Origin of the sequence: Pseudonocardia sp. CA-107938 (genome assembly GCF_050936315.1) — a bacterium.
Lineage (GTDB): Bacteria > Actinomycetota > Actinomycetes > Mycobacteriales > Pseudonocardiaceae > Pseudonocardia.
In genome coordinates this window covers 1,772,107-1,789,994 of the sequence record NZ_JBNJNA010000001.1, presented here as the reverse complement: position 1 = coordinate 1,789,994, position 17,888 = coordinate 1,772,107, and the positions used below count along the sequence as shown (strand labels likewise).

The window sequence follows — 17,888 nt, the reverse complement described above, 5'->3', positions numbered from 1 at the left end:
CGGTGCGCTACGTCAGCATCGATCCGTCCGGGAAGGACCAGCGAACGATAACCAGCCGCCGCGGCCGGTGTCATCCGAGGCACCACACGGATCAGACTGAGTGGAAGCACTCAGCCGGGGCACAATCCGTCCGTGCGCGTCGGGATCGCCCATCACCTCGGATGGGCCGTGGCCGTGACGGCGGCCGACGGTCACCGCGTCGCGGATCGGCGCCGGATCGAGCTGATCGAGGTTGGCGTTCCCGTCGCGCCGGTCGAGCACGACGGGCAACTCCTCGACGACGCCGGAATGGCGCAGCTCGTCGCGCGGGTCCGCGCATCGGCTGTCCGCGCAACAAGCGCAGCACTGGACGACATCGCGGATGCGGTCGGCGAACCGATCCGGTCGATCTCGCTGCGGGTGTGGCCGTTCGATTTTCCGGACGACATCGCCGTGCTGCGTCGCCCACCGTTCGACGCGCGCGCCGATTCCGTGATGTACCTGCAGGTGCTCGACGATTGTGCGCGGGCACGCGGTTGGGCCGTGCACACCTACGACGCGAAGCACGTGGAACGGCAGGCGGCTGCTTTGTTGGGCCGACGGGCCGACGAGGTGCTGCACGGCCCGCGCGCGATCTGGGGGCCACCGTGGACGAAGGATCATCGAATGGCGCTCGCGGCCACGGTGGTCGCGTCGTGATCACGTATCTACCATTGCGGCGGTGACCGTCCGACCGCTCCGCTATCTCGGCGATCCCGTACTGCGCACTCCGACCGATCCGGTCACCGAATTCGACGGGCGCCTCGCCCGGCTGGTCGACGACCTCATGGATTCGGTGCGACTCCCGGGCCGGGCGGGACTCGCTGCACCGCAGATCGGGGTCGGCCTGGCCGTCTTCTCCTACGACGTCGACGGTCATCTCGGATACGTCGTCAATCCGGAGATCACGCACACCGAGGGCACCTACCGCGGCGGCGAGGCGTGCCTGTCGCTGCCCGGCGCGCACGCCGACGTCGAACGGGCTGCGTACGCCGTCGTCGTCGGGTGCGACCGCACCGGGAAGCCCATCACCGTGGAGGGCACCGGCGAGTTCGCGCGGTGCCTGCAGCACGAGACGGACCACCTGGCCGGGCGGCTCTACGTCGACCTGCTGGAGCCGGCAGAGCGGCGAAAGGTGATGCGGGCCGTCGCGGTGCCCTGATACGGTCGAGCCACTCCGATCGCGCTTCCCAGATGTACGCCGCAGGGCGGGAGCGCCGGCACGATCCTCGTGCCAGGAGGGGCGGCACGTCGCGATGACTGCTGCCCTGAAACGGAGTACTCCTGTGTCGACTTCCCCGTCGATCGGTATCGGCCTGCCTGTGGCCGACCCTTCCCTGCTCGTCGAGTGGGCCCGCCGCGCCGACCGCGGCCCCATCTCCACGATCGCCCTGCTCGACCGGCTCGTCTACGACAACCCGGAACCGCTCGTCGCTCTGTCGATGCTGGCCGGCGCCACCGAACGCGTGCGCCTGCAGACCGAGGTGCTGATCGCCCCGCTGCACCGCACCGCCGTGCTGGCCAAGCAGGCCGCCACGCTGCACGTCCTGTCCGGCGGCCGGTTCACCCTCGGTCTCGGCATCGGCGGCCGCGAGGACGACTACGACGCCGTCGGGCTCGACGTCCGCCGCCGCGGCCGCCGCCTCGACGAGCAGCTGCAACGGCTGCACCAGACCTGGTCCGGCTCCACCGGGATCGGCCCGGTTGCGCGGCCACCGGTGCTGTTCGGTGGCTTCGCCGACGCGGTGCTCGACCGCGTCGGCCGGTTCGGCGACGGCTTCCTCGGCGCCGCACTGCCCCCGCCCGCGATGGCCCGCCTCTTCGACGGCGCGCGCGTGGCGTGGGAGCGCCACGGCCGCACCGGCTCACCGCGGCTGGTCGTGCAGGTCAACGCCGCGCTCGGCGGCACGGCCGATGTCGCCCGCGCCGAGCTGCGCCGCTACTACGGCGACAACCCGTACCTGGACCACATGCTCGACAGCGTCGTCACCACCCCGGACGCGGCACGCGCGACGATCGCGACGTACCGCGACCTGGGCGTCGACGAGGTGATGTTCTACTGCTGGGCGCCCGATCCCGAGCAGGTGGATCGGCTCGCCGAGGTCGGCGCGCCGTAGCGCGCCGGTTCACACGAGCGTGCGCAGCGCCGCCTCGACCGTCGCGAAGATGACGTCCGACCCGCCCTCCCACGAGGGGAGCGGGTCGGGCTGTCCCGGCGCGGGCGCGTAGAGCCACCAGAGGTTCCCCCAGGGGTCGAGCAGGCGGCCGAGCGTCGTCTCGCCGTAGAAGGGTGTCGGTTCGGTGATGGTGGTGGCGCCGCGCGCGGTGGCCCGCTCCAGCACCGTCGCGACGTCTCGCACCCACACCTGGAGGAGCCCGGGCCTGCGCGGCCAGCCGTCGAGCCGGTCGGCGACCATCAGGTCGACGGTGCCGAGCCGGATCTCCGAGTGGATCAGCTTGCCGTCGGGCATCGGCGTCCGCGCCGCGGCCGTCTCCGTGGCGGCGAACACCTCCGCGACGAACGTGATCAGGCCGGCCGCGTCGTCGACGATGACGAACGGGTTGAGCGATGCGCCGGGGACCTGGTCCGGCGGGAGCAGGATGTCGTTGTCCATGACCCCAGCGTTCCGGGCATTCCGGTCAGTTCCTGACCTCAGTGTCACCCGCGAGTGTCACCCGCGCCAGCGCGACGCCGTTCCGATGACGGCGAGCCGCCCGGCCGCGTCGTGCAGCTCGGTGCGCACCACTGCGAACCGGGCCCCGACGCGGACCGGCGCTGTCCGGGTGGTGACGCGTGCCCCGTCGGCGGGCAGGCCGCGCAGGAACGTCACGTCGTAGTCCGTGGGCGCGCCGGCGAGCCGGGGCGCGACGGCGTCGAGCCCGCTGGCGAGCGCGTCCGCGATCACGGCCGCGGCGACCCCGCCGTGCAGCACGCCCGCGGAGTTGGCGAACGTCGGCGCGGCCACGACGGCCGTGGCCAGACCGTCGGCCGCTGAGGTGGCGTGGAGGTCCGCGAACCCCGTGACGGTGTCGCCGCGCGCGTTGCGCTGTTCTCCCCACCCCGGGGTCGGGGAGAACAGCGCGCAACGGCCGGTGGCCCTGGCGAGCGGAACGCCGTCGGAGCGGACGAGCTCGATCGTGCCGACGGCCGCGTCGGTGCCGACCGGCATCGCCTGTGCGGCGGCGATCACCTCGGTGCCCGGCCCGGCCGGCGGCCCGAACTCGGAGAACTGCAGGGTGAGGGTGCTGAGCTGGCGGTCGACGGTCATCGTCGAGAACACCGACGTCGTCAACGCGTAGTCGGCGAGGACGAGCACGGCGCCCGGCCCGTGGACCCCGACGGCGGGCACCGCGGCCAGCCCTGCGGTGACCCGTCCGTGCTCGACCTGGAGCAGTTCGATGCCGAACGTGTTGATCGCCGCGGCGATCGGGGCGTCCCCCGTGACGGTCGCGTGCAGCCGGTCGCGGGGAAGCATGCCTGCGACAGTAGGGCCGCGCCCGATCGCCTGCATCCTGTGCGCCGGTCGCCGAGGGATGACCCCGTTCGGCGGTCGGCTGGAGTTCCTTCAGCCCCTCTCGGGACGTCCGATCCCGAACGAGTAGAGCACGGCGAGGGCCGCGCCGGGTACGAGCAGCCACAGCGGCCACGGGTGGACGACGATCCCGGTGAGCGCCAGCACGCCCCACGCGGTCACGTTCACCACGAACAGGCATGTCCAGATGATCGTGAGCACCCGCATCGCCGTGCCGCCGCCGGTGGGCGCGAACACCGCACCCTTCTTCTGCGGCGGAGCGGGCGGGGGCAGCGCCGGCAGGTCCGCGGTGACGCGGTCGAGGTCGCCGCGGGTGCGGGCCGCCCACGCGCTCTGGACGCGCTCGTCGAACTCGGCGATGTCGAGCTGCCCGGCCTCGTGGGCGCGGCGCAGGTGGTCCTGCACGTGGTTGCGCTCGGCATCGGACACGCGGAGGTCCTCGGGGCGGACGGGCTCGTGCACAGCACCGATCCTGGCACGATCACGGGCATGGTCGCCCATCCCGTCGCCCCTGTTCCGGACCGGCTCTTCCCCGACGACGAGCGGGAGGCGCGGTGGCGGGCCCGGTTCACCGCGCCGCGGGTGTCGCGGCCGCGATGGGCCCGGGACGCGCCGGACCGCTGCGTCTACACGTCGAACGTCAGCGGCACCATCGAGGTGTACGTGTGGGACCGCGCCACCGACACGCACCGGCAGGTCACGGACCGGCGCGCCGGCACGTACGCCGCGGCCCTCACCCCGGACGGCGAGCACGTCTGGTGGTTCGCCGACACCGACGGCGACGAGTTCGGGCACTGGGTCAGCGAGCCGTTCGGCGGGCTGCCCGCGGGCGAGTCGGCGCCGGCGGCGCTGCCCGGCGTCGAGGACGGGTACGGGGCCGGCCTGGGGATCGGCCGGCAGGTCGCGGTCGCCGGCACGTCGACCGATGACGGCACCCGCATCTGGGTGCGTCGTGGCGACGGCGCCGCCGAGGTCGTCTACGAGAACAAGGAGGACGCCGGCGTCGGCGCGCTCTCCGAGGACGAGACGCTGCTGGTGATCAGCCACTCCGAGCACGGCGACTCGCGCCACCCCGCGCTGCGCGCCATCCGCGTCGACGACGGCGCGACGGTCGCGGAACTGTCCGACGGTCCCGGCAAGGGGCTGGACGCGACCGCGTTCTCACCGGTGGCGGGCGACCAGCGGGTGCTCGTCGTGCACGAGCGCCGCGGCCGCGAGGAGCTGCTGATCTGGGACCTCGACAGCGGGACGGCGACCGAGCTGGCGATCGACCTGCCGGGCGAGCTGTCCGCCGACTTCACACCGGACGCGTCCGCGCTGCTGGTGTGGCACACCCACGCCGCCCGCACCCGGCTTCACCGGTACGTGCTCGACACGGCGGAGCTCTCCGAGCTGCCGACCGCGCCGGGCACGGTGAGCAGCGCGGACACCCGGCCGGACGGCACCGTCGAGTACGTGTGCTCGTCCGCTGCCGAGCCCGCGACGATCCGCGCGCTGCACCCCGACGGCACCGACCGGGTGCTGCTCGACCCGCCCGGCGAGCGCGCGCCGTCGTCCGTGCCGGTCTCGGACCTGTGGGTGGACGGGGAGGGTGGTGCGATCCACGCGCTCATCGCCCGGCCGGAGAGCACGTTCGGGCCGGCACCGACGGTGGTCAGCCTGCACGGCGGGCCGCACGCGGCCGACGAGGACCGGTTCACCGCCGTCCGTGCTGCTTGGGTGGACGCCGGGTTCGTCCACGTCGAGATCAACTACCGGGGTTCGACGGGCTACGGCTCGGTGTGGCGCGACGCCATCGAGGGCCGGCCGGGGACCACCGAGCTGGCCGACGTGGCCGTGGTCGTCGATCGGCTGGTCGCCGACGGCGTGGCCGATCCCGCGCGGTGCGTGGTGGAGGGCTGGTCGTGGGGCGGCTACCTGGCTCTCCTCGCCGCCGGCACGCAGCCGGAGCGCTGGGCCGCGAGCATCGCCGGCGTGCCGGTGGCCGACTACCTCGCCGCGTACGAGGACGAGATGGAGCAGCTGCGCGCGTTCGACCGGGCGCTGTTCGGCGGCTCGCCGGAGGAGGTGCCGGAGCGCTACCGCACGGCGTCGCCGCTCACGCACGTCGACGCCGTCCGCGCACCCGTGCTGGTGCTCGCCGGCGAGAACGACCCGCGCTGCCCGATCCGGCAGATCGACAACTACCTCGACGCCCTCGCCGAGCGCGGCAAGGTCTACGAGGTCAGCCGGTTCGACGCCGGACACGGTTCCCTCGTCATCGAGGAGACCCTGCGCCACGTCGCCACCGAGATCTCCTTTGCCCGACGCGCCGTCATGGGATAGTCACTCCCCGGCAACACGAGGTGGTCAACATGGACGACGTGGCACTGTGGCGACTGCACGTCGAACTCGAAGATCGGCCTGGGCGACTGGGTGAGCTGGCCACCGCGGTCGGCGGCGCCGGCTGCAACATCCAGTCCCTGCACGTCGTCGGCGAGCCCGCCGACGACGGCGCGGTCACCGACGAGCTGCTCGTGAAGGTGCCCGAGAGCGTGGATCCGGCGCGCGTCGTCGCTGCGGTGGAGCATGCCGGGATCCCGTGCACGCTGCTCGTCCGGGCCGACGCCGCGGAGCTGGCCGACCCGGCGACCACCGCGCTCGCGCTGGCGCGGATGGTGGCCGCCGATCCGGGGAGCGCGCCGCGCGCCGTGGCCACGATGCTGCGCGCCCAGCTCGTCGATCCCACGGTCGAGCAGCCGGGGCACGTCCACACCCTGCGGGTCGGCACCCAGCACCTGCGGCTCGCGCGGGCCTGGCCGTTCACCGCGACCGAGCTGTCGCGAGCGGCCGCGCTGCTGGAGCTGTCCGCCCAGCTCTCGTTGCGTGCACCTGCCCGGCTCTCGGACGCCGAGCTCGTCATCGCGCTCCCGGACGGCTCCCAGGTGCAGCTCCGGTCGGCCGAGCCGGCCGACGGCCCGCTCGTCGCCGCGCTGCACGCGCGGTGCTCGCCGACCGTGCGCCGCGCCCGCTTCCTCAGCCCGGCCCCGAAGCTCGGCGCCGACGACCTGGCCGAGCTGCTCGGCGGCGCCACCGGTCAGGCCGTCCTCGCCGTCACGGTCGACGGCGGCAGCGCCGTCGGCATCGCCACCCTCTCCGCCCCCGACGCCGGGGTGAGCCGGTTCGGCCTGCTCGTCGAGGACGCGTGGCAGGGCCGCGGGCTCGGCACGGCGCTGCTCCGCCGGGCGGCCGAGCTGGCCGGGGCGGCCGGCGCCACGGAGCTCAGCGGGATCACGCGCCCGGACGGCGTCGGCGTCACGCGCCTGCTGCGGCGGGCGGGGATGCGGCGGCCGTCGGCGGAGATGGTGGGCGAGGAGGTCCACCTGCACGCGCAGCTCGCCCCGGTCCCCGTCGGCTGATCCGACGTCACACACCGCGCGGCCCCCGCACACAGGTTCTGACCTGTGTGCGGGGGCCGCGGGGTGTGTGAGGTCAGTTCAGCTCGATGCGCTCACCGGTGTCGCCGGCGAACATGTGCAGCCCGCCTGCGCGCGGGGCGAGGTGCAGCACCGAGCCCTTGGCGGGCGGGGTGCGGCCGTCGACGCGCGCGATGATCGGGCGGCGCTCGCCGCCGATCTCCGTGCCGCCGTAGACGTAGGCGTCGGCGCCGAGCTCCTCGACGACGTCGACCTCGACCGGCATGCCCTCGCCCTCGTTGACGAGGTTCATGTCCTCGGGCCGCACGCCGACGGTGACGTCGCGGGTGCTGCCGACGGCGTCGGCCGCCTGCCGCGGCACCTGGATCTCGGCACCGCCGAAGTGCAGCACGTCACCGTCGATGGTGACGGGCAGCAGGTTCATGGCGGGCGAGCCGATGAAGCCGGCGACGAACACGTTGGCGGGCTTGTCGTACATGTGGCGAGGCGTGTCGACCTGCTGCAGGACGCCGTCCTTCAGCACGGCCACGCGGTCGCCCATCGTCATGGCCTCGACCTGGTCGTGGGTGACGTAGACGGTGGTGATGCCGAGGCGGCGCTGCAGCGACGCGATCTGGGTGCGGGTGGAGACGCGCAGCTTCGCGTCGAGGTTGGACAGCGGCTCGTCCATGCAGAAGACCTGCGGCTGGCGGACGATCGCGCGACCCATGGCGACGCGCTGGCGCTGGCCACCGGACAGGGCCTTGGGCTTGCGGTCCAGGTACTGCTCGAGGTCGAGGATCTTCGCCGCCTCGAGCACCCGCTTGCGGATGTTCTCCTTGGACTCGCCGGCGATCTTGAGCGCGAAGCCCATGTTGTCGGCGACGGTCATGTGCGGGTAGAGCGCGTAGTTCTGGAAGACCATCGCGATGTCGCGGTCCTTCGGCGGGACGTTGGTGACGTCACGACCACCGATGTGGATCGAGCCCTTGTCGATGTCCTCGAGGCCGGCGAGCATCCGCAGCGACGTGGACTTCCCGCAGCCGGACGGGCCGACCAGAACGAGGAACTCGCCGTCCTTGATCTCGAGGCTCAGGTCCTCGACCGCGGGCTTCGTGGAGCCCGGGTAGATGCGGTAGGCGTGATCGTAGGTCACTTCAGCCATGAAGGGGTCCTTCCCAACGCACCGGCAGGAACGTGCCGGACGATCCGAGTGTGAGGGCGGTCGCACTCTTGCACGTGCATGTGCGAGAGCGCCACCCCTGCTACCCACCGCGACGATTCGTCACCGCACGTGGTCGCGCGGCACCCCGGTGCTGCCCCGCACGACGAGCCGGGTGGGCAGCACGAGGTCCTGGACGCGGGCCCCGCCGTCGAGCATGGCGGCGAGCATCGCGCCGGCCGCCGCACCCTGCTCGCGGACGGGTTGGGCGACCGTCGTGAGGTCGACGACGGCGGCCATCTCGTGGTCGTCCACGCCGATCACCGAGACCTGCCCCGGCACCGCGACGCTCGCGCGGCGCATGGCCCGGATCCCGCCGATCGCCAGCTCGTCGTACTCCGCGACGACCGCCGTCGGCAGCCGCTGGCCGGCCAGGATCGCCTCCGCCCCCGCGATCCCGGCGTCGATGCCGTACTCGGTGACGCGATGCACGCACGGTTCCAGGCCGGCCGCGGCCATCGCCGCCAGGTAGCCGGCGTGCCGCCGGTGCGACGACACGAAGCCGAAGCCGCCGTCGTCCTCCGGGCCGGCGAGCATCGTGATGCGCTCGTGCCCCTGGTGGACGAGGTGGTGCACGGCGGTGCGGCAGGCGAGCTCGTCGTCGATCCCCACGCCGGGCACGCCGGGCACGTGCGCGCCGACGGTGACCATGGGCATGTCCAGGGCGCGCAGGGCAAGCGTGTGCTCCTCCGGCAGCGGCATCGCCACGCTGACCACGGCGTCGACCCGGCGGGCCAGCGGCATCCGCTCGAAGAACCGGTCACGGGCGGCGACGTCGCCGAGGTGGTAGAGCAGCAGGTCGTACCCGGCGACGGACAGCGCGTCGTGCAGCCCGGCGACGACGTTCGCGAAGAACCACCGCGTCACGAACGGCACGACGACGCCGACGGCGCCGGTGCGGCCCGACGCGAGTCCGGACGCGTTCGGCGAGATCGTGTAGGCCAGCTCGCGAGCAGCGTCGAGCACGCGCTGGCGGGTCTGCGGGGACACATTGGGATGGCCCCGCAGCGACCGCGAGACCGTGGCCGGGGAGACGCCCGCGAGCGCCGCGACGTCGACGATGCTGGCCTGGCGCGCCCGCCCGGGCCGCACCTGCGACTCGTCCACGGCGACCCCCCAATCGGTCCGATGAACACGCTTTCAGGGCCCGCTGTCCGGCGCGGTCACGATTGTGAAGCGCTTCTTGCTGGGGAAAGGTTACGAATGCATAACCTACGGATGACCCCTATCGGTTGAGTGTAAGGCGTGTCACGCTGCTCGCCGCAAACGTTCTTACGCGCCGTCGGCGCGGAGGTGCAGGAAGACGGAAGGAGCCGCCCATGCGGCGACGGACCTTTGGGGTGGTGGCCACGGTCGCGACCTCGGCGCTGCTGCTCGCGGCCTGCGGCGGTGGGAGCAGCGCTCCCGCCGGAGGCGGCGGGGGCGGTGGTGCGGCACTCGAGGGCGTCGGCCCCATCACCCTCGTCCAGGGCAAGGACACGTCGAACTTCGTGCAGGGCGTGCTCGACAGCTGGAACAGCCAGCACCCCGACCAGAAGGTCACCCTGATCGAGCTGCCCGAGGACGCCGACGCCCAGCGTCAGCAGATGATCCAGAACGCGACCGCGAAGTCCGACGCGTACGACGTGCTCGAGGTCGACAACGTGTGGACCGCCGAGTTCGCGGCCAACCGGTACATCGTCGAACTCCCCCAGGACCAGTTCCCGCTCTCCGAGTTCCTGCCCCCCGTCATCGACGCGGCCAAGTACAAGAACAAGCTCTTCGCCGTCCCGAGCGCCTCCGACGGCGGCCTGCTCTACTACCGCAAGGACCTCCTCGACGCCGCCGGCGTCACTGCGGCGCCCAAGACGTGGCAGGAGCTCATCGACGCCTGCGCCAAGGTCAAGGCGACCCCGGCCGGTGCCAGCCTGAACTGCTACGCGGGTCAGTTCCAGAAGTACGAGGGCCTCACCGTCAACGCCGCCGAGGCGATCAACTCGGCCGGCGGTGTGATCACCGACGACCAGGGCAAGCCCAACGTCAACACCCCGCAGGCCAAGGCCGGCCTCGACTTCCTCGTCAACGGCTTCAAGAACGGCTACATCGCCAAGGAGGCCCTGACCTACAAGGAGGAGGAGGCGCGGCGCGCCTTCCAGGAGGGCAAGCTCATCTTCGAGCGGCAGTGGCCCTACATGTACTCCAAGCTGGTCGCGACCGACGGTTCGTCGCAGGTCAACGGCAAGTTCGGGGTCGCCCCGCTGCCGGGCATGAGCGGACCGGGCGTCTCCAGCCTCGGCGGGCACGCCAAGGCCGTCTCGGCGTTCTCGAAGAACAAGAAGACGGCGCTCGACTTCATCAAGTTCTTCACCAGCAAGGAGAACAACCAGAAGAACTTCGAGCAGGCCTCGCAGGCGCCCGTCTACACGTCGATCTACGACGACGCGACGCTGCAGTCGAAGTACCCCTACCTGGCCACCCTGAAGCAGTCGATCCTCACCGCGAAGCCGCGGCCGAAGGTCGTCCGCTACGGCGATGCCACCCTCGCCATCCAGGACGCCGCGTACGGGGCACTGCAGGGCAACCTGACCACCGACCAGGCACTGCAGCAGTTGCAGTCCAAGCTCGAGCAGCTCACCGCGGGCTGATCCGCACCCGACGACCGACTTGACGGCGACGCGGGGCGCCAGGCCGACACCGGCCGGCTTGGCGCCTCGCCCGCCGAGGAGGGATCAGTCATGACCGTGGTCGACGCGCCACCCACGGCGGCGCGGAAGCACGAGCCGGGCAAGAGCACCGACACCCGCCATCAGGGCCGGCTCGCGGCCTCGCTGCTCACCCCGACGATGGCCGTCCTGCTCATCGTCATCGGGTACCCGATCCTCGCCGCGATCTACCAGTCGCTCTTCACCCAGGGCCAGACCGTCGACGCGGACGGCTTCGTCGTGGAGGGCACCCAGTTCGTCGGCGTCGACAACTACGCCGCGATCTTCTCGGGGGACGCCGGCGTCCGGTTCTGGAACGCGTTCTACAACACCACGTTCTTCACCGTCGTCTGCGTGCTGATCGAGGTGGTGATCGGCGTCGCCATGGCGCTGATCATGAACAAGGCGTTCAAGGGCAAGGGACTCATCAGGGCCAGCATCCTCGTGCCCTGGGCGATCCCGACGGTGGTGTCCGCGCTGCTGTGGCGGTGGATCTTCGACGCCAACGGCATCGCCAACGACGTGCTCGGCACGCAGATCCTCTGGTCGGTCGACGGGTGGCAGGCGAAGCTCGCCGTCATCATCGCCGACACCTGGAAGACCGCGCCGTTCATCGGTCTGCTGGTGCTCGCCGGTCTGCAGGTCATCCCGGCCGACATCTACGAGGCCGCCAAGATCGACGGCGCCAACGCGTGGAAGCAGTTCTGGACCATGACGCTGCCGCTGGTGAAGCCGGCGCTGCTGGTGGCCGTGCTGTTCCGCATCCTCGACAACCTGCGCATGTTCGACCTGCCGTTCGTGTTGATCGGCGCGCAGAAGCCCAGCGTGGAGACGGTCTCGATCCTCGCCTTCCTGGAGAACTCGAACACCAGGTTCGGGCCGGCCGCGGCCTATTCGTTCCTGCTGTTCCTCTACGTCGTGATCGTCGCCTACCTCTTCGTCAAGCTGCTGGGCGCGGACGTCATCGGCGATGCCCGGGCCAAGACCCCGAAGACGAACCGCAGGACACGCCGCCTCGTCGCGAGGGGAGACCAGCCGTGACCAGCGAGACGATCCGCACGGCGCAGCCGGCCGGCACGCGCGACACCGCGCCGCCCGACATCCCGGTGCTGAAGAAGAAGACGCCGTGGGGCATGTACGCCGGCTACGTCGGCATCGCCCTGATCATCATCTACTGCCTGCTGCCGTTCTACTGGATGATCGTCACGGCGCTGCGGCGTCCGACGGACACCTTCGACATCACCCCGGTGCCGTCGCCGCCGTCGCTGCAGAACTTCGCCGACACCTTCCAGGCGAAGAACAACTTCACCATCGCGCTGATCAACAGCATCATCGTGGCCGGCGTGGTCACGGTCATCACGCTGCTGATCGGCACGTTCGCGGCGTACGCGCTGGCGCGGCTGGACTTCCGGGGCAAGAACCTGGCGCTGTCGGTGATCATCGCGTGCTCGATGTTCCCCGGCATCGCGATGGTGATCCCGCTGTTCAAGCTGTTCACCGACATCGGGTGGATCAACACCTACCAGGCGCTGATCATCCCCGCCCTGTCGTTCGGGCTGCCGCTGGCGGTCTGGAACCTCACCGCGTTCTTCCGGCAGATGCCGGCGGAGCTCGAGGAGGCCGCCATGATCGACGGCTGCACGCAGGGCCAGGCGTTCCGCAAGGTGATCATCCCGCTGGCGGCGCCGGGCGTGTTCACCACGGCGATCATCGTGTTCGTCGCGGCCTGGAACGAGTACATCATCGCGCTGACGATGACCAACAAGGCCGAGATCCGCACGGCCACGGTGGCGGTCACGTTCTTCACCGGCACCACCGGGCGCGACATCCCGACCGGCACGATCATGGCGGCGGGTGTGATCCTGACCGTCCCGTTGCTGATCATGGTGCTGATCTTCCAGCGACGGATCGTGGCCGGGCTGACGGCCGGCGGCGTGAAGAGCTGACCCCACGTCACACACGGCTGGGCCCGTTCACACACGTCGGGACGTGTGTGAACGGGCCCAGCGTCGTGTGCGGTCGTTCAGGCGCGCCACGTCGTGCGGCGTGGCCGGCCGTCCGCCCACACCGTCCACACCACGCGCTTCGGGACGAGCGCGAAGAGCACCATGCGGTCGGCGAGCTCGGCGCCGTCGAGCCGGGTGGCCCCGATCCGCTCCCGGACCCGCACGTCGGTGATCTCCTGCACGGACCCGCGCACCGACAGCTCCTCGTCCAGGGGCGGGACAACCGAGCTGTGCAGGGCGAACCGCGGGTCCCGGCGCAGGTCGCGCAGCTTGAGCGACGTCTCCACGACGGCCAGGTGCACCTCCGCGGGAGTCCGCAGCAGCGCGACGGGATGCAGGCGCGGCGCGCCGTCGGCGGTGATCGTGGCGAGGAACGCGTAGCCGTGCTCCTCGGCGAGCAGCCGCGACGCGGTCGCCGCCAGCGCCGGCGCCGCCGCCGCGAACGCCGCCCAAGCTCACCCGAGCAGCTCCCGCACCAGTTCCGGCGGCCGCGCCACCACGGCGCGGTCCCCGATCTGCACGATGGGCCGCTCGATGAGCGACGGCTCCTCCGCGAGCGCGTCGAGCAGGGTCTCGCGGTCCGCGCCGGCGAGGCCGCGCTCGCGGTAGGCCTGCTCCCCGGTGCGGATGATCGCGCGCGGGTCGTCGGTGCCCAGCTTGCGCAGCACGTCCACGAGCTCGGCGCGGGTCGGCGGCGTGTCCAGGTAGCGCACCACGGTCGGCGCCACGCCGGCCTCGGCGAGCAGCTCGAGCGCGCCCCTGCTCTTGGAGCAGCGCGGGTTGTGCCAGATCGTCACCTCGTCCACGCCGCCGATCCTGCACCCCGCGTCGGGGATATGCTCCGGGCGGGGGGACCAGCCAGATGAGGCTCTGCGACGACCGGCCGTGCGGATGACCGCGGTCGATCACGCACTCGCCACCCGTGTCGTCCTGCGGGTGCTGGACGAGGCCGGCGAGCCGGTCGGCGCCGGGTTCCTGCTCGGCCCGGACGTGCTGGCGACGTGCGCGCACGTCCTGGCCGACGCGACCCGCGGCGACCCGTACTCGGCGGTGCCGCCGGAGCGCGCGGTGCGCGTCGACTTCCCGCTGCTCCCCGACGGCGGGAGCCGGTCTGCGCGGGTGGTGCGGTGGGTGCCGATCGCTGCCGACGGCACCGGCGACATCGCCGTCCTGCAGCTCGACGCGCCCGCCCCGACCGGTGCACGGATGCCGCCGCTGCGCCGGATCGACGCCCTGTGGGACCACCCCTTCCGCGTCCTCGGCTTCCCCGAGGGGCTGGCCGACGGGGTGTGGACGACCGGGCGCATCCGTGGCGAGCAGGGCACCCGCTGGTTCCAGCTGCAGGCGGCGGTGGGCGACCAGCCTATCGTCGGCGGGTTCAGCGGCTCCCCGGTGTGGGACGAGGGCACCGGCGCGGTCGTCGGGATGACGGTGGCCACGGACGCGTCCGGGGCGACGACGACGGCGTACCTGATCCCCATCGACCAGGTGCTCGGCACCGACCCGGAGCTGCTGCCGTGCCCGTACCGCGGCCTGGAGCCGTTCGACGAGGAGCACGCCGACTGGTTCTTCGGCCGCGACCGCGACATCGAGACGGTCGCCGCAACCCTGCGGCGCCACCCGCTGGTGACGGTCGTCGGTCCGTCGGGCGCGGGCAAGTCGTCGCTGGTCAAGGCCGGGGTGATCCCGCGGCTGCGGGCCGAGGGCGCCGTGGTCACCCAGCTGCAGCCGCTGCCCGGCCAGACCGCCGACCAGGTGCTCGCCACCATCCCGGGCCGCGCCGACGTGCTCGTGGTCGACCAGTTCGAGGAGCTCGCGACCGCTGAGCCGGAGACGGCGCAGCTGCTGCTGGAGGGGTTCGGCGAGCTCGTCGGGCCGCCGGAGCAGCGCACCGGGGTGCGCGTCGTGCTGACGCTGCGGTCGGCGTCGCTCGACCGCATCACCGCTCCCGGTGTGGCCGCCCTGCTCGGCGCCGGCACCGTGCTGCTGCCGCCGATGGACCGCGGCCAGCTGCGCGACGCGATCGTCGCGCCCGCCGAGCGCGCACCCGGGCTGACGTTCGAGTCGGGCCTGGTCGACCGCATCCTCGACGACGCGGCGGCGGAGCCGGGACACCTTCCGCTCGTGGAGTCGCTGCTCACCGAGCTGTGGGAGCGCCGGGCCGGCGGTTCCCTCACCGTCGCCGCCTACGAGCAGGCCGGCGGCGTCGCAGGGGTCGTCGCGACCCACGCCGAGTCGATCATGCGCGGGTTCGCGGAGGCGGACCTCCCGCGGCTGCGGCGCCTGTTCACCTCGCTCGCCGCGCCCGACCGGGACGGGCGGTTCGTGCGGCGGCCGGTGCGGCTGGCCGAGCTGCCGACCGACCTCGAACCGCTCGTCGGGCCGCTCGTGCGCGGCCGGCTGCTGGTCGTGGAGCGCGTCGGCGAGGTCGAGCGGCTGCAGCTGGCCCACCAGGCGCTGATCGCGCACTGGCCGCGGCTGGCCGGCTGGTTGGCCGACGACCGTGCCTTCCTCGCCTGGCGCGACCAGCTCGAACAGCAGCGCGACCGCTGGGAGGCCACGAACCGCGACGACGGCGCGCTCCTGCGCGGCACCGCACTGGCCGCGGCGCAGGAGTGGCTGCCGCGGCGGGTCGACGACGTCCCCGTCCCGGCTCGGGAGTACGTGACCCGCAGCGTCTCCCGCCAGCGCCGCGAGGTGCGCCGCTGGCGGGTCGTCACGGCGGTGCTCGCCGTGTTGGCGCTGGCCGCGGGCGCGCTGACCGTCGCGACCGTGATCAGCCGGGACGAGATCGACCGCCAGCTCGCCGCGGCCAACGCGCAGCTGCTGGCGCAGACCGCGGCCGAACGGGCGAGCACCGATCCGGCGCTGGCCACCCGCCTCGCGCTCACCGCCCACCGGCTCGATACGACCAACCTCGCCGCGCGGCAGGCGTTGATGCGCCAGGCGGCCCACATGCGGTCCGTCGTCGGCATGACGACCGGGCTGTCGGCCCGCCCGCTGAGCGACGTCGCGGTCTCGCCCGACGCCCGCACCATGCTGTTCGCGGACGAGCACGGCGTCGCCTTCACCGATCCCGGCGCGGACCACCCCGTGCGGCACGACCTCGCCGGCTTCCCGAGCGACTTCCTGGCCGCCCGCGGGCCGACCTCAGCGGACCGCACCACCGTCGCCGTCGCCGCGGACGGCAGCGTCCTGGCATGGGACCTGGACGACCCGAGCCGGTTCCGCACGCTCGCCGGGCCAGGGGCCGCGACCCGCAACATCTTCCGCACGACCGACGACACCCGCTTCGCCTGGCTGGACGCCGATCGCCGGATCACCGTCATCGACACCCGCACCGGCGCCGTGCTCGCCACCCCGAGCTGGACGGTCGATCCGCAGGCCCGCGGGTTCCAGCTCACGACCGACCCGGGTCTGGTGCTGCTGCGCGTGGGCCAGAACACGGCATTGCCCGGGAAGCTGGAGCTCCGCGCGCTCGCCGACGGAGCGCTGGTCCGGACGTACGAAGGCACCACCTCGGTGGTCCGCAACGGCACGTCCGTGCTGAGCTGTGCCCCGCCTGCCTCCGGCACGTCGCTGGGGAGCGCGGCCGCCGTCGTGCAGGATGTCGTGACGGGAGCCGAGCAGCGGCGGATCGCGGTCGCCTCGTCCTGCACGTCCACCGGCTTCAGCTCGATGATCAGCGCCGATTCGGGCCACCTCGTGCTGCCCTTCATCGACACGCAGAGCGGCGGCACGGTCATGGTGCGGGTCGTGTCGCTCGACGACGGGCGCATGGCCGAGTTCGCGCTCCCGCCCGACACGACCACGGCGCCCAGCTGGAGCACGGATCCGGACGCGAAGACGCTCGGCGACACGATCGCCGTGCTGCCGTCGACGCCCGAGGGTCCGGTCGAGGCGGTGAACATCCGCGCGACCAGCCTGCTGCGGCTGCACGGCGCGCCGACCACGCTCGGCCCGTGGGCGATCAGCTACCCGGGTCCCCGTCCCGATCTCCTCTTCACGCTGTCCGACGCCGGCCTCAACGTGGTGGACCAGCGGACGGGCAGCCTGGCCGCGCGGACGCCGACCCTCGGCCCCGAGGTCCGGCTCGGTGGCTTCATCGCCGACGAGCGGTTCGTGGACCTGCACAGCACCGTGCCGGAGGCGTGGCGCCTGGACCGCTTCACGCTGCCGGAGCTCACCCCCGCCGGGTCGCTGGTGGTGCCGCGCGCGCCCGGCGAGAGCGGGGACTCCGCGATCGGCGGCCCGGTCGACCACACGGTGCTCATGGCGGACGGCGGGCTGCACGTGCTCGGCAGCGACGGGCGACCCCAGGGCGAGCCGTTGCCGCTCGCGGACACCCCGCAGGAGCGCGCGTGGTACCGCGGGACGGCGGAGATGGTCGTCCGGCCGGGGCACCCGGACCAGGTGGCGGTGATCGGCCCCGGAACGGTCGTCAGCCTGTGGGACGTCACGGCCCGGCGGCGGATCGCCGAACTGCCCCGCCAGGACGTCCGGCGACCGCAGAAGATCGACTTCAGTCCCGACGGATCACGGCTGGTGGCGCGCACCGCCGACGGGACGCTGGACACGTGGACCGTCGACCCGCCGGCCGTCGCGGCGCCCCCGGTGCGGATCGGGGACCGCGACCAGCTCGTCGGGTACGACGCCCGCGGCGAGGTCATCACCTTCCGGTCGGCGACGGGCGGCGACAACACGCTCGTGCTGTGGGACATCGGCAGCGGCCGTCCGGCCGGCGAGCTGCAGTACGGGTCGCAGTACCGCGACCCGACCATCGGTGAGGACGGGACCGAGCTGCTGCTGGGCGGCGGCGCAGGCTTCCTGCCGTGGCGCTTCACGCTGGATCCGCAGCAGTGGACGGACCAGCTGTGCCGCTCTGCCGGTGCCCCGTTCAGCCCGGCGGAACGGGCGGCGCTGCCGGGCGGGGTGCGCGTCGAGGGACCGTGCGGCTGAACGTGCCGTTGCCCACCCCGACGGTGAACCCGCTTTGATCGCGCGGACGCGCGGACGAACATGGTGCCAATGAG

General features: G+C 72.6%; 16 protein-coding genes. 9 read left to right on the top strand and 7 right to left on the bottom strand.

Annotated features, from left to right (window positions below; genetic code table 11):
* Positions 1-132 precede the first annotated feature (132 nt).
* The 3 genes from ACQEVB_RS08945 to ACQEVB_RS08935 all read left to right on the top strand — a co-directional run bounded on the left by ACQEVB_RS08945 (position 133) and on the right by ACQEVB_RS08935 (position 2,135).
* Complete coding sequence (locus ACQEVB_RS08945; protein ID WP_432967335.1) at positions 133-678, top strand: hypothetical protein; 546 nt, start codon at positions 133-135, stop codon at positions 676-678.
* Between the two features lie 22 nt (positions 679-700).
* A complete protein-coding gene (def, locus tag ACQEVB_RS08940) occupies positions 701-1,180 on the top strand; it encodes a peptide deformylase (protein WP_432967332.1) in 480 nt (159 codons plus the stop codon).
* A 160-nt stretch (positions 1,181-1,340) separates the two neighbouring features.
* Entirely contained in the window at positions 1,341-2,135 is a 795-nt protein-coding gene (locus ACQEVB_RS08935) for an LLM class flavin-dependent oxidoreductase (protein WP_432967329.1), read from the top strand.
* A 9-nt stretch (positions 2,136-2,144) separates the two neighbouring features.
* Here ACQEVB_RS08935 and ACQEVB_RS08930 read toward each other — a convergent pair whose 3' ends face one another.
* The 3 genes from ACQEVB_RS08930 to ACQEVB_RS08920 all read right to left on the bottom strand — a co-directional run bounded on the left by ACQEVB_RS08930 (position 2,145) and on the right by ACQEVB_RS08920 (position 4,013).
* Positions 2,145-2,633, bottom strand: coding sequence for a VOC family protein (locus tag ACQEVB_RS08930; RefSeq protein ID WP_432967326.1), 489 nt, complete (start codon positions 2,631-2,633; stop codon positions 2,145-2,147).
* A 57-nt stretch (positions 2,634-2,690) separates the two neighbouring features.
* On the bottom strand, positions 2,691-3,494 hold the full coding sequence (locus tag ACQEVB_RS08925) for a hotdog domain-containing protein (protein ID WP_432967323.1): 804 nt from the start codon (positions 3,492-3,494) through the stop codon (positions 2,691-2,693).
* A 90-nt stretch (positions 3,495-3,584) separates the two neighbouring features.
* Positions 3,585-4,013 carry a DUF1707 SHOCT-like domain-containing protein gene (locus tag ACQEVB_RS08920; RefSeq protein WP_432967320.1) on the bottom strand — a complete coding sequence of 143 codons (429 nt, stop codon included), beginning with the start codon at positions 4,011-4,013 and terminating at the stop codon, positions 3,585-3,587.
* A 27-nt stretch (positions 4,014-4,040) separates the two neighbouring features.
* Between ACQEVB_RS08920 and ACQEVB_RS08915 the strand changes: the two genes are divergently transcribed.
* Together ACQEVB_RS08915 and ACQEVB_RS08910 are read left to right on the top strand one after the other, a co-directional pair.
* On the top strand, positions 4,041-5,876 hold the full coding sequence (locus ACQEVB_RS08915) for a prolyl oligopeptidase family serine peptidase (RefSeq protein WP_432967317.1): 1,836 nt from the start codon (positions 4,041-4,043) through the stop codon (positions 5,874-5,876).
* 29 nt (positions 5,877-5,905) lie between these two features.
* Complete coding sequence (locus ACQEVB_RS08910; RefSeq protein ID WP_432967313.1) at positions 5,906-6,949, top strand: GNAT family N-acetyltransferase; 1,044 nt, start codon at positions 5,906-5,908, stop codon at positions 6,947-6,949.
* Between the two features lie 73 nt (positions 6,950-7,022).
* On the opposite strand, the gene ACQEVB_RS08905 is transcribed toward ACQEVB_RS08910, so the two are convergent.
* Complete coding sequence (locus ACQEVB_RS08905; protein ID WP_432967310.1) at positions 7,023-8,111, bottom strand: ABC transporter ATP-binding protein; 1,089 nt, start codon at positions 8,109-8,111, stop codon at positions 7,023-7,025.
* Positions 8,112-8,231: 120 nt separating this feature from the next.
* On the bottom strand, positions 8,232-9,275 hold the full coding sequence (locus ACQEVB_RS08900) for a LacI family DNA-binding transcriptional regulator (protein WP_432967307.1): 1,044 nt from the start codon (positions 9,273-9,275) through the stop codon (positions 8,232-8,234).
* A gap of 236 nt (positions 9,276-9,511) precedes the next feature.
* On the opposite strand from ACQEVB_RS08900, the gene ACQEVB_RS08895 reads away from it, so the two are divergent.
* The 3 genes from ACQEVB_RS08895 to ACQEVB_RS08885 all read left to right on the top strand — a co-directional run bounded on the left by ACQEVB_RS08895 (position 9,512) and on the right by ACQEVB_RS08885 (position 12,795).
* On the top strand, positions 9,512-10,792 hold the full coding sequence (locus ACQEVB_RS08895) for an ABC transporter substrate-binding protein (protein ID WP_432967304.1): 1,281 nt from the start codon (positions 9,512-9,514) through the stop codon (positions 10,790-10,792).
* A 90-nt stretch (positions 10,793-10,882) separates the two neighbouring features.
* Positions 10,883-11,890: a carbohydrate ABC transporter permease gene (locus tag ACQEVB_RS08890; protein WP_432967301.1), complete on the top strand. Its 1,008-nt coding sequence runs from the start codon at positions 10,883-10,885 to the stop codon at positions 11,888-11,890.
* A complete protein-coding gene (locus ACQEVB_RS08885) occupies positions 11,887-12,795 on the top strand; it encodes a carbohydrate ABC transporter permease (protein WP_432967298.1) in 909 nt (302 codons plus the stop codon). The genes ACQEVB_RS08890 and ACQEVB_RS08885 overlap by 4 nt, the downstream gene beginning before the upstream one ends.
* 77 nt (positions 12,796-12,872) lie before the next feature.
* Here the strand turns inward: ACQEVB_RS08885 and ACQEVB_RS08880 are convergent, their stop codons facing one another.
* Positions 12,873-13,256 carry a pyridoxamine 5'-phosphate oxidase family protein gene (locus ACQEVB_RS08880; protein ID WP_432980242.1) on the bottom strand — a complete coding sequence of 128 codons (384 nt, stop codon included), beginning with the start codon at positions 13,254-13,256 and terminating at the stop codon, positions 12,873-12,875.
* A 54-nt stretch (positions 13,257-13,310) separates the two neighbouring features.
* The gene (arsC, locus tag ACQEVB_RS08875; RefSeq protein WP_432967295.1) at positions 13,311-13,661 is read right to left on the bottom strand and encodes an arsenate reductase (glutaredoxin); all 351 of its coding nucleotides are present in this window, start codon (positions 13,659-13,661) and stop codon (positions 13,311-13,313) included.
* A gap of 85 nt (positions 13,662-13,746) precedes the next feature.
* On the opposite strand from arsC, the gene ACQEVB_RS08870 reads away from it, so the two are divergent.
* Complete coding sequence (locus ACQEVB_RS08870; protein WP_432967292.1) at positions 13,747-17,814, top strand: trypsin-like peptidase domain-containing protein; 4,068 nt, start codon at positions 13,747-13,749, stop codon at positions 17,812-17,814.
* The last annotated feature ends 74 nt before the right edge of the window (positions 17,815-17,888 follow it).